The sequence below is a fragment of the Rhodoferax sp. ZS1R25 genome (genome assembly GCF_056521335.1).
In genome coordinates, this window is the sequence record NZ_JBWMAZ010000002.1 from 563,911 (window position 1) to 575,789 (window position 11,879).

The 11,879-nt window shown below is 66.3% G+C and carries 6 protein-coding genes; 1 reads left to right on the forward strand and 5 read right to left on the reverse strand.

The genetic code is table 11. The features are described 5' to 3' along the window. Window positions 1-134: 134 nt before the first annotated feature. The 3 genes from AC097R_RS13505 to AC097R_RS13515 all read right to left on the reverse strand — a co-directional run bounded on the left by AC097R_RS13505 (window position 135) and on the right by AC097R_RS13515 (window position 9,191). Window positions 135-6,074, reverse strand: coding sequence for an alkaline phosphatase D family protein (locus AC097R_RS13505; RefSeq protein WP_479598665.1), 5,940 nt, complete (start codon window positions 6,072-6,074; stop codon window positions 135-137). Between the two features lie 25 nt (window positions 6,075-6,099). Beyond that, the gene (locus tag AC097R_RS13510) at window positions 6,100-8,550 is read right to left on the reverse strand and encodes a putative bifunctional diguanylate cyclase/phosphodiesterase (protein WP_479598666.1); all 2,451 of its coding nucleotides are present in this window, start codon (window positions 8,548-8,550) and stop codon (window positions 6,100-6,102) included. 140 nt (window positions 8,551-8,690) lie between these two features. Beyond that, a complete protein-coding gene (locus AC097R_RS13515) occupies window positions 8,691-9,191 on the reverse strand; it encodes a molybdenum cofactor biosynthesis protein MoaE (protein ID WP_479598667.1) in 501 nt (166 codons plus the stop codon). A 220-nt stretch (window positions 9,192-9,411) separates the two neighbouring features. Between AC097R_RS13515 and dapA the strand changes: the two genes are divergently transcribed. After that, the gene (gene dapA, locus AC097R_RS13520; protein WP_479598668.1) at window positions 9,412-10,338 is read left to right on the forward strand and encodes a 4-hydroxy-tetrahydrodipicolinate synthase; all 927 of its coding nucleotides are present in this window, start codon (window positions 9,412-9,414) and stop codon (window positions 10,336-10,338) included. On the opposite strand, the gene moaD is transcribed toward dapA, so the two are convergent. After that, window positions 10,325-10,576 (reverse strand): molybdopterin converting factor subunit 1, encoded by a 252-nt coding sequence (gene moaD / locus AC097R_RS13525; protein WP_479598669.1) that lies wholly within the window; start codon window positions 10,574-10,576, stop codon window positions 10,325-10,327. The genes dapA and moaD overlap by 14 nt on opposite strands. Then, a complete protein-coding gene (locus tag AC097R_RS13530) occupies window positions 10,573-11,823 on the reverse strand; it encodes a molybdopterin molybdotransferase MoeA (RefSeq protein ID WP_479598670.1) in 1,251 nt (416 codons plus the stop codon). Before AC097R_RS13530 ends, moaD begins: the two co-directional genes overlap by 4 nt. Window positions 11,824-11,879: the final 56 nt, after the last annotated feature.

Sequence of the window (11,879 nt, forward strand, 5' to 3'; positions counted from 1 at the left end):
GCGCAAAGGCCAGATGCATCCCAGCTTGGGGGTTACCGGCCCCTTTTCAAGTGCGCCAACGCACGGTAACCGCCCAGCAGCGCCCTCCATTGCACCTCGATTGCGCCTATGTTGACCCAGATCAACCACCAGCGCTATGCCAAATCCCAGACCTCACTCACCTGCTCTGGGGTTGCTGCGTCCATGCGCAAGGTGGTAAAGCGCGCCGTTAACCGGTAGCCCCCGGCCTGTTGGCGCTGCACCTCGCAGGCCAACCAGCCATCGCCGTCCCAGGCCTGCGCGCGGATATCGGCTTGGCCGCCCAATAGCGGCACCACTTCGTGGGTCAGCACGTCGGCAGGCGACACATTGGCAAAGCGCAGCGGCGCGTGCAGCGGCGGTGTGACCAGCGCGTAGGCCCGCACCGGGCTATGGCTGAAGACGATCGTGGCGGTGGCGCTGCAGTGGTAGTCACCCGACAGGAACACCACGTTGCTGATCTTGTGCTGCGCGATGAAGTCCAGCACCCGGCGGCGCTCGGGCTCCACCAGCTGCCAGTTGTCGCTGTCGCGCGGCGACGGCCTGCCCGCTGCCTGCACCACCCCGGGCGCCAAGACCGAGCCCGTGGCGATGAACTTGGGGTGGCTGCCGCGCGCCTGCTCGGCCAGCAGCCAGTCTTCCAGCAACAGCCACTGCCCCTCTTCCAAAATACGCCGCTGGCCCTGCGGACCCAGTGCGCGGTCCCGGTGGATGCGGGTGTTGAGCGACAGGAATGCGGCCACCTCATGCGACACGGCGCCGTCGTGCCCTTGCGGGCCCAAAGGTTCGGGCCCATGGGCCCGCTGGAAGGCGGCAAACGCGCTCAGCGCATTGCGCGACAGCACGGCCCGCGCGGTGCTGAGCCGGGGCTCGTCACGGCTCCAGTTGTCGCCAATTTCGTGGTCGTCCATCACCATGTACAACGGCAGGCTGCGCGCCAGCTGGCGGAAGCCCACCGAACCAAAGGCCTCGCGGTAGCGCGGCAGCAGCATCTCGATGGGCGAGGCGCTGGACGCCAGCCCGGCACGCGCATCGGCGTAGATCTGGTCGCCCAGCATCCACATGAACGACGCCGGCTGGCTGCGCTGCTGCGCGGCCAGCGCCTGCAGCGTGTGGTCGCTGCGGGCGGCTTCCAGCTCGGTGATGCCGGGGTGGCGGCAGGTGGACGCCACAAAGCGCAAGCTGGCGCCAGGCACCAGTGTGATGCCGCGCAAGCGCAGCACGCACTCGCCCATCCACCGCAGGCTGCGGCGCTGGCGCGACAACGTGCCCGGCTGCGCGCGCAGGGCGATGGCGCGCTGCTCACCCACCAGGTGGGCCAGGGGGCGCAACAGCAGCACCGCATCCTGCACGGTCAAATCCATCGGTATCGGTTTGATGCACTCCTGCGCGCCCGCGCCCAGCAGCGGCCTGGGCGGCGCGTCTACCCGCTGCGCAGCGCTAGTCTGCGGCTCGGGCGCCGGCCCCTGGGCCGTAGGCACGGGGCTACGGCCACCGTTTTGCATTACCTCGTCCACGGTTACCGGCGCGCCCCAGCTCTCGGGCCAGTGGTGGGCCACTGCGGCGTCAAGCCCGGTAGGTGCGTCGGCCGCAATGCTGTGCAGGCTGACCATGGCCACGGTGATGGGGCCCACCCAATTCGCGGGTACCGCCACATCAGCCACGGCGTAGACGATGCTCTGGTCGGGCGCCGCGCCTGTGCTCACACCCACCAGCCCCTCCAACGGGCTACTGTGCAGCTTCCAGGCGTGCACCACGCGCTGGCGGCCTACCGAGAGCAGCGTCATCGCGGCCACGGCTGTATCCGCCTGGCTGTTGTCCACCTCCATCCACACACGCACCAGGGTCTGGGCACCCTCGCGGCGCACCCAGCCGGCAATCGGCCCGGTGCGCGGCAGGCGTGCGCGCAGGCGGTTTTGGGTGGCGGGCGCGGGCAGCTCGGCGGCTTGGGCCTGGTTGAAAAAGTCCACCACCTCGCCAAAGATCACCTCGGGCGCGCGCTTGCCGATGGTGCAGTCAAAGTGCGCATGGTCTGGCGCGATCAAGAAGCGGTCCAGTTGGGTGGACAGGCGCTCGGCACCAAAGGCGCGGCTGAACTGGCGCTTGGTTTCTTCCAGCGATTCTTTGTCGAACAGCACGTTGTCAGCACCGTGCAGCAACATCACCGGCATGCCCAGGTAGCGACGCACGTTTTCATCGGTCACATAGATGTTCTGGCCATCGGCGTCCACCAGGTGTTCGTACTCCACGCACTTGGCACCGTGCAAAAACACTCCCAGGTTGGTGCGGCCAAAGTACAGGTCCAGCTTCTCATGGGTACCGGGGCGGCCCGGCTGGCTCTCGATGAGCTGGTCGTGGCGGAACAAGCGGCTCAAAAAGCCCGCCATGCGCTTGCACGAGGTGCTGTCGGGGTGCGGCACGCGCAGGTCGTGTTCACCGGGGCAACGTTCGTGCTCGTCGTAGGCAAAGCTGGCAAAGAAGCGGTCCATCAGCGCATGCAAGCCATCGGCCTGCGCCGTGCCCGCAGCAAACTCGACGAACTCCAGCCCCAACGCATTCACCATGAGCGAGGCCACCTGCAGGCGCATCTGCGCGGTGACTGAGCCAATCACATAGGGCTGGAACTGCGAAAACAGCACCGCCGCCACTTTGGGCTGCCCATGGGGGTGGGTCAGGTTCCCACCCAGCAACGACATGGCGGTGGACGCCGACCCCACGCAGTGGCTGAACACGCTGATCTGGCCGGGTAGCAGCGGCGCGTCCTTGCGCTCTTCCTGCAGTGTTTTCAGCACGTGGTTGACGGCCGCAGGAATGTCGCTGGCGCCGATGTCGTCCATACTGGACAGGCGGGTGGACGCATGCAAAAACGGACTGACGCGGTACTCCATGAGCCACACATCCCAGCCCTGGGCATAGAGCATCGCAGCCAAGGCGCGCTCACCCAACTCTTCGGCCACAAAGGGCAAGGTGTTTTGCGCAAAACCGTTGAGCAGCACGATGGACTTGAAGCGCCGCAGGCCCTGGGCCGTGACGCTGGACTCCACTTGCGGCTGGGCGTAGCGCACCAGGCCTACGCGAATCCAGTCAGTGCTATCTTTGGGCGGTGCACCGTCGGGCGGCAGCTGGGTGCTGGCGCGCAGGGGAACGGTCAGGCATACCGGAGCCTGCGGCAGCACCACCTGCCCGCCCGCCAGTTGGATGGGCGGGTACAGGTCGGCCGAGAGTTCGAAATGGCCATCGTCCGGACCCGCCAGCGGGTCTTTGGCAGGCAGGTCGGGTTTGTAGTCCGGCAGGCGGAAGTCCAGCATGCGGCAGCTCACCACATAGCGCAGCACGATGAGCGGGTAGCTGATGAAGGCGGCCAGCGCGTTGACCGTGTCCGGGCCTGGTTTCATTTGCGGGGCAATGCGCCGCACCATCTCAGGAATATCCATGCACAAGCGGCCCGTGGCCAGCTCGGCCCCATCGCTCGCTTGCAGCAGGCGCACGTCCAGCTGGGTCAGCTGGTCCCACACGCTGCGCCGCTGCGGCGCGGGCCAGCCGCCATGGCGCAGCTTGCGTATGCCCCACTGCCAGAGCTCGCCCCAGCCCAGCGCGGGCTGGATGAACTTGGTGCCCTCCAGACGGTAGCGTTGTTGGCCATCGCTGGGGTCGCGCAGCTCCAGCCGGTACGCAAACGTACGCGCAGCGCTGGCGTTCCAGAGCATCATGGCGCCGTCGTGCAGCGTGGTCCAAAAGCCGGGGCCGGGCCGCTCCAGCTTGGGGTCTTTGGGGTGTTTGAAATCGGGATACCAGCGGGCGATGCCGTACGTTAGCCCCGCTCGGACAGCTCGGCTGATGCGCGCGCCCACCCACTCTTGCACCTCGGCAAACATCTGCACCTGCCCCCCCGTGACCTGCAGCACAAGCGGGGGGGCTCCAGCCCGGTCCACCACCACGCGCGATGCCGTCAGGCGCTTGGCCGTGGGCGTGCCGGGTATCGCGTGCAGCGTATGCGTGGGGTCTTGCCACAGCTGCGTCCAGTCCTGCACATCCATTTCCAGGAACAGGGCTGCGGGCACGGTGGTCGCATCGCCCTGCGGTTGCAGCCAAGTCGGCAGCTGCGCATTCGCGGTGGACGCCAAGGTGCCACGCAGCACTTCGGCCAGCACCGCACCGCGTGGCGCGTCCGGCACGGCCTGCACAGACTTCTGCCGTGGCGGATGCTGCGGCAGCACATGTTGCGTGGGCTCTGCCAGCGGCGGTGCCAGCAACAAACACAAACGACAGGCGCGCTCCGCCAGTGCGGTGATGGTGAGCAAGGGGTTGACGCCCAGCGAAGTGGGAATGACCGAGCCATCCATCACCAGCAAGCCGCTGTGCACCCGGCCATCGGGCATGAAGACCTGGCCCAGGTGGTTCACCACACCCTCCGCGGCCGAGCCTGCCATGCGGCAGCCGCCCAACGGGTGCACGGTGATCCAGCTGGTGTCGCCCTGGGGGCCACTGAGCACGCTGGCAATCTTGTCTGGCAGCACGCCGGTGGCGGGGTTGGGCAAAAACTCGGCACCTGCGCCTTCCACGCTGCTGGCGCGGCTGCGGTGCAGCAGCGGTGCAGGGTCTTGGGCGTCTTTGCCCCACGACCACTGCACACGCGCATACGCGCTGGCCAGCTCTGCCCGACCGGCGGAAGAATCGTGGCCCATACCCAGCATCACCAGGCTGCGCGCCGTGGCATCGTGCCGCACGGCCAGCGGGTCTTGCCCGGCTTTGCCGCGCAGGCCAAATCGTGCCAGCTGGGGCAGGATGCCCAGCGTGGCCAGCGCCTGGCCCACGATGGGCGACAACATGCCAGGAATGCTCCCGTCCTCGGTCACCGTGCTTTGGGTGTGGTCCAGGTGGTCATGAAAACGGATCACGCCGCTGATGGTGGGCCCCACCTTTTGGGGCAATGCGGGGCCACTGCCCTGCCCAACGGCGTTGGCGGTCTCCGTCAGGTCGTAGGCGGCACTCAGGTCGTCGCCGTTGGCTGAAATGCCCCGGCCCAGCCAGGTGTGTGCCACTGGCAAGCCCAGCTTGTGGGAACGCAACAAAATTTCGCTGGAACCAAAGGTGCCCGCACTGAGCACCACGGTGCCTGTGCGCACCACAAACTCATAGCGGTCGTTCAGCGGGACCTTGGGGGCGTCAAACGACGCTTCCCAGGCCCCACGCTCGGTAGTGCGTATGCAGTGCACCACCCAGTCGCGCCCGGGGTGGGCCACATGGGGTTGGTACAGCACATGCAATACGCTGACGCCGGTGAACAGGCGCGCGCCCAGCTTGGCGGCGCGCGGCAGGTAGGTTTTGTTCAGGCTCAGCTTGGCATCGTGGTTGCAGCCGGAGCAGCAGTCACCGCAGCCCACGCAGGCATTGCGCGGACCCAGGTCCAACGGCGTGTCCTTGCGGAACTCAATGCCCAAGGGCACATCTTCGGTGGTGACGGACAACCGTGCATTGGCGAAGCGCTTGGCTGCGGCCCGGCCAATGTCTTGCAGGCGCTGGTACTTCAGGGTTTGCTGCGGCACGCAGGCGGGCGAGGCCCTCTGCGCTTCCGGAGTCTGCACCTCCAGCACCTGCGCGGCCAGCGCATAGTCCGTATCCAGCGATGCATCGCGCAGCGGCGCGGGCCAGGCCGCTTGCTGGAAGACGCGGGCATCGGGGCGCAAGGCCACGGCCGCGTTGATCAGGCTGCCGCCGCCCAGGCCATTGCCCACCAGCGCTGTGGCGCGCGTGCCTACCCGAAAGTCAAACAACGCGTCTTCGTAGCCAATGGCGGCAGGGCCTTTTTCGCGCTCCAGGTCGCCGCCCACTTCGGCGCGCACAAAGCCGCCAAACTGGCCAAAGTCCGTGGGGAACTCGCCCGCTACGTACTCGTTGCCACGCTCCAGCACAGCCACGCTCTGGCCGCGCTCGGAAAACCGCAACGCGGCCACCGAGCCCCCATAGCCCGACCCGACCACCAGCACGTCGGGGGCATAGCCCTCGTCCGTGCAGGATGCGATCAGTTGCTCAACACCGTGTGACAGCCAGTGCATAGCCCACTCTCCCTATCGTTTTTAGTTATGGCAAAAAAGGAACCTGTGCAGCACACCAGTGTTCAAAATCCTTGACCGGCATGGGCTTGGCCGCATACCAGCCCTGGGCGTAGTCGCAGCCCATGGAGCGCAGCAGCACCCATTCCTCGGCGTTCTCGGCGCCCTCGGCCACCACGCTCAGGCCCAGGCGGTGGCCCAGGGCGATGGTGGATTCGAGCAGCGAGGCCTCGTCCGTCCCCGCGCGCACATTGCGCACAAAGGCACGGTCAATCTTGAGTTCGGCCACTGGCATTTTTTGCAGGTAGGCCAGCGATGAATAGCCGGTGCCAAAGTCGTCAATCGACAGGCTGAAGCCCGCACCGGTCAGCGCATTCATCACCTCCAGCGCGGCGGCCGGGTCCTGCATCGCGCCGCTCTCGGTGATCTCCAGGCGGATGTCTGCGGGGTCGGCCCCGGTGTCACGCGCCAACGCGGCCACGCGTGCGGCAAACCCCGCTTCGCCCAGGTCAAAGGTCGAGAGATTGACCGAGATCTGCAAGGGCTGGCCCAGGGCGCGGTAGTTCGCCACCATGCGCATGGCCTCTTCCAGCACCCAGCGCGTCAGCAGCGTGATGCGCCCGGTCTTTTCGGCAAACGGCACAAATTCGGCCGGCGGTATAAGGCCACGGCGGGGGTGCTCCCAGCGCACCAGGGCCTCGGCGCTTTGCACCGCACCGTCTGCCAGCCGCACCTTAGGTTGCAGGTACAGGCGCAGTTCACCGGCCTCCACCGCGCGCTTGAGCTCAGACAGCAAGTCCAGATCCGCACGCTGGCTGGTCTCCAGATCAGCGCGGTACTCCATCCAGTTTTTGTGCTGAGCCCGGCCGGCGTCCAGTGCAATCTCGGCATTGCGCAGCAGCTGGGCCATAGATGGCTGGCTGGCCAGCACCAAGGCAGCACCCGCCGCCAGCGCAATGTCCACCGCCTGGCCTTCCACCTCGGCCGGGTGGTTGAACTCGTACTCAATTTCTTCGCGCACCGATACCAGCGTGAGCTGGCTGGGGTAGATCAGGCAGAACTGGTCCGCATGCATGCGGCCTACGCGGGCCGTGGAATGGGTCTTGCACACGGCCAGCAAGCGCTTGCCCGCCTCTTGCAGGATGCGGTCGCCCAGCGTGGGGCCCAGGGTTTCGTTGATGGCGTGAAAGCGCTCCACGTTGAGCATCAGCACGCAGGGCACCTGGCCCTCGTCGATCATCAGCTGGCCATACTGGCGTATGCCTTCGCGGTTCAGCAACCCGGTCAGTGGGTCAAACCGGGCCATCCGCGCGGTCTCGCGTTGCAGGCGCAGCGTGCGTTCGGCAATGCCGTAGCAAAACGCAATCGGCAGCAGCAGTGTGCGCACAAAGTCGAAGGTGGAGCCCAGCGCCAGCTCCGTGGGCATGGGTTCATGCAACACCACGCTGTAGAGCAAAAAGGTCAGCCAGTAGGCGGCAATCGGGGTCAGGCCCAACAGCAAAATGCCGCAGCCACGCTCCCCCTTGCGCCAGCCGCGCCAGTTGCCAGTCAGCAGCACCAGAAAGTGCAGCGGCACCAGCGCGTAGATCAGCACATTGGCCACACCTGGCAGCAGGTAGTGCATGGGAATCATGGCGGCGAACATGGCGGCCACGCCATAGGCCACCTTGGTGGTGCGCGGGCTGTGCTTGGCAAAGCGGCCAAAGCGCACGCTCAGCAACACCGACAGCACGCCCACCAGGTAATTGAAAATCCAGGCGTTGAGCCACAGCGGCGAGCTCACATTGAGCACAAACGGCAAGCCGCTCTTGGTGAAGATGGTGATGGATTGCAGCGCGGCGTACACCGCGTAGATGGCGTAGTTGGCATCGCGCAGGGTGATGGCAAAGAACAAGGCCACTAGCGCCGTGGTGAACAGAAACACGGCACCGCTGTGGTTCAACAGGTCCACGCCCTGCTCGTCCCGCAGGCTGTCTTCGGGCACCACGGCTTCTACCAACAGCGTGCGCGCCAGACCCGGATAGGCCAAAGCGCCCGCAGCGGGCTCAAAGCGGGCGTACAAGGGGAAGGCGGCCGCTGCATCGGGGGTGAAGATGGCGCGCAAGCCGGTGACCAGCACGCCGCTGCTTCGGCCCAGGCGCAGGGCTTGGCCCAGCGGCTTGCCATGGGCATCAAACAGGTTGATGTTGACGCGCTGCACATTCAGGTCGGCAAACGACAAGCGGTTGACGGTCTCCAGCGCGTGGCCCTGGGGCAGGCTGGCGATGCGAATCCAGCAGGACTGGCCCTGGGCCCCTACGGGCGCCTTTCCATCGGCAGCCGCGGTCCAGCCCTCGTGGGCCGTCGTCTGGATGACTTGTTCTGCAGAGAGGCCGTCGCAGCGGTAGTCCACCGGCAAGGGCGCGCTCCAAACGCAGGCACTCCACAGCGCAGCGACCACCGCAACACACCAACGCAGCCCAGGTAGCCGGAGATCCATGCCCGCCCTTGTTGAATGAGAGATGAAGCGGGCAAACGCGGACAACGTTCTGACCCGTAAACCCACGGCATTGTAGAGGGACAGGGCCGGATTTGGCCTGTTTTCGGGCGTCGGCTGCTACGCTTTTTGACGCAGGGCGCTCAGGCGTTGCTTGCCTCGATGCCCCAGCGCGCTAGTGCGGCGTCGTCGCTCACCCGGGCATCCACCCAATGGGCGCCTTCGGCGGTCTGCTCCTTCTTCCAGAACGGGGCCTGGGTCTTGAGGTAGTCCATCAAAAACTCGCAGGCCTGAAAGCTCTGGCCGCGGTGGGCCGAGGTCACCACCACCAGCACCACGCCGTCGGTGGGCCACAGCACGCCCACGCGGTGCACCACGCGGGCGCCCAGGATGTCAAAGCGGGCGAAGGCGGCGTCCACCATGGCCTCGATGGACTTTTCGGTCATGCCGGGGTAGTGCTCCAGCTCCATGGTCTGTACCGAGCCCGCGGCGCCGGGGCTATTGCGGTCACGCACCGTGCCCACAAAGCTGCAGACGGCCCCCACGCGCGGGTCACCCACCTGCAGGGCGGCAATCTCCTGCGCTACATCAAAAGGCTGTTGCTGGATGCGGACACGGGCGGGGGAAGCGGCTTCAGAATGCATGGCCGAATTGTGGCACCGTGCTAGGATGATGACCATGTTCGCATTCACCGCACTCCTCGCCACGGCCACTCTGGCCCTGGTCGGCGCACGTGTGGTGGCTGCGAACAAATCCAAAAAACCCAAGCTCATTTGACCGGAGCTGCGGTTCCGTCCTCAGATGAGCGATGGAACTGCGAACAACACCCTCCCCCGTTTAACGCACCCCGCCGCACAGCTGACGATGGTTCTTTCCATCGGTCTTGTTTCTGCAAAGGATGTTCGCGTGCACGCTACTGCTACCTTCTCTGGCCTCTGGATTCCACTGGTCACCCCCTTCCATAACGATGCCGTGGACCATTTGGCCCTGCGCAAACTCGTGCAGCACCTGCTGCCACAGGGCATTGCGGGCATCGTGGTCTGCGGCTCCACCGGCGAAGCTGCTGCTTTAAGCGGGGACGAGCACTTGGCCGTGCTGGACACCGTGGCACAGGCCGCACCGGGCCTGCCGCTGGTGATGGGCCTGTCGGGCTACCACCTGCCCGACACGTTGGACTGGGTGCGCACCGTGAATTCCCGCAAGCTGGCCGGACTGCTGGTGCCCGCACCCCACTACATCCGGCCCTCGCAGGCCGGGCTGGTACAGTGGTTCACCGCCATTGCCGATGCCAGCACCCAGCCCGTCGTGGTCTATGACATTCCGGCACGCACCGGGGTTCAGCTTGCGCTGGCCACGCTGCGCACACTGGCCCGGCACCCCAACATCATGGCCATCAAGGACTGCGGTGGCGACTTGGCCAAGACCCAGGCGTTGATCGCCGACGAGCAGCTGCAGGTGCTGGCCGGCGACGATGCCAATATCTTCACTACGCTGGCGCTGGGCGGCACGGGTGCCATTGCAGCCAGTGGCCATGTGCACACGGCGCGTCTGGTGGCGCTGATGCAGCAGGTGGTGCGTGGGGAACTGGCGGCGGCGCAAGCGCTGTGGCGGCCAATGCTGCCGTTGATGGAAGCCCTGTTTGCCGAACCTAACCCGGGGCCACTCAAAGCGTTGCTGGCACAGCAAGGATGGATACAAGCCGAGTTGCGCGCACCCATGACGGCGGCATCCACCGAACTCACCGCGCGGTTGGTTGCACTGAGCGCTGCTTTGGGGGCTAGCCCCCGGTAACAGGCGGAAAAAAAGCGACTTCGCAACCGGAAGTAAGTGGTGCGGACTCCTGGCTCATGACCTGGTCCAACGCCATGCGCACCGCACGGCCCGGGGCCAGGGCGTCGGCCCCAGCGCCACCGCGCGCCACCAGTTCCGCACGCAGTGCGGCCAGCGTGGGGGCCTGCGTGTCCAGCACCTCGGCGCCCGTACCCATGGCTTCTCGCACGGATGCGAAGTAACGCACTGTGACCTTCATGCCAGCAGCTCGCTGAACGGGATGTAACGCACCATGGCGCCGTACGGAATGGCCTCACCGGGCGGGGTGTCGATCACGCCATCGCCCCACACAGCCGAGGTCAGCACGCCAGAACTCTGGTTATCGAAGAGATCCAACCCGCCTTGGTCGTTGCGGCGTACGCGCAGGAATTCGCGGCGCTTGTCGGCCCGCGGCCACTCAAAGTCTACCCGGGCGGCAATGGTTCGCAGCGCCACATCCCCCACGCCCTGCAGCTTCAACAGGAACGGCCGCACCAGCAGCATAAAGGTCACAAAGCTGGACACCGGGTTGCCGGGCAGACCGAGGAAGTGGGCAGAGCCCACCGTGCCATGCGCAAACGGCTTGCCGGGTTTGATGGCGATTTGCCACAGATGCAGCGCGCCCAAGGCCTGCACCGCGGGCTTGACATGGTCTTCCTCACCCACCGAAACACCGCCGCTGGTCAGGATCACGTCGTGGTTGGCGGCCGCCTGCTGCAGGGCCTGCACGGTCGCGTCCAGTTGGTCGGGCACGATGCCGAGGTCCGTCACCTCGCAGCCCATGCGGCGCAGCATGGCGCTCAGGAAAAAGCGGTTGGAGTTGTAAATCGCGCCCGGCGGCATGTGGGCCGGCGCCACGGCGCCGGGCATCACCAGCTCGTCACCGGTAGAGAACAACGCCACGCGGGGCCTGCGCACCACCGACAGTTGGGCCATGCCCACGCTGGCGGCCAGACCCAGTTCGGCGGGCCCCAGGCGGGTGCCTGCGGCCAGCACCACGTCACCGCGGCGCACGTCTTCGCCGGAACGGCGGATGTTCTGGCCCGGGATCGGCACACTGTTGATGCGCACCAGGGTCGCGCCCTGGGCATCAGGAGCTTCCTGCACGCTGCAGTCCTCCTGCATCACCACCGCATCGGCCCCAAACGGAACCGGGGCGCCGGTAAAGATGCGCGCAATGGTGCCGGGTTGCAGCGGTGTGCCTACGCTGCCCGCCGCAATGCGCTGCGAAACGGGCAAGCCCGCGGTGGCGGCCAGCACATCGTCCACACACACGGCATAGCCGTCCATGGCGCTGTTGTCATGCGGCGGCACCTGCAGGCCCGACACGATGGACTGGGCCAACACGCGGCCATCGGCCTCCATGGTGGACACGGTGTCCCACTGCGCCAGCGGCTGCACGCCAGCCAGCAGCTGCACCAGCGCGTCGTCCAGCGGCATCAAAGGTTTACGGGGAGCGGTGGACATGCCGTATGTTTGCTATGGTTTCAATAGCTGCTGGCGCACGTTCCACGCGGGCTAGA

Excerpts from the sequence above, each read along its gene's own strand:
- AC097R_RS13505 (WP_479598665.1), bottom strand. The coding sequence starts at position 6,074 with ATGCACTGGCTGTCACACGGTGTTGAGCAACTGATCGCATCCTGCACG.
- AC097R_RS13510 (WP_479598666.1), bottom strand. The coding sequence starts at position 8,550 with ATGGATCTCCGGCTACCTGGGCTGCGTTGGTGTGTTGCGGTGGTCGCT.
- AC097R_RS13515 (WP_479598667.1), bottom strand. The coding sequence starts at position 9,191 with ATGCATTCTGAAGCCGCTTCCCCCGCCCGTGTCCGCATCCAGCAACAG.
- dapA (WP_479598668.1), top strand. The coding sequence starts at position 9,412 with ATGGTTCTTTCCATCGGTCTTGTTTCTGCAAAGGATGTTCGCGTGCAC.
- moaD (WP_479598669.1), bottom strand. The coding sequence starts at position 10,576 with ATGAAGGTCACAGTGCGTTACTTCGCATCCGTGCGAGAAGCCATGGGT.
- AC097R_RS13530 (WP_479598670.1), bottom strand. The coding sequence starts at position 11,823 with ATGTCCACCGCTCCCCGTAAACCTTTGATGCCGCTGGACGACGCGCTG.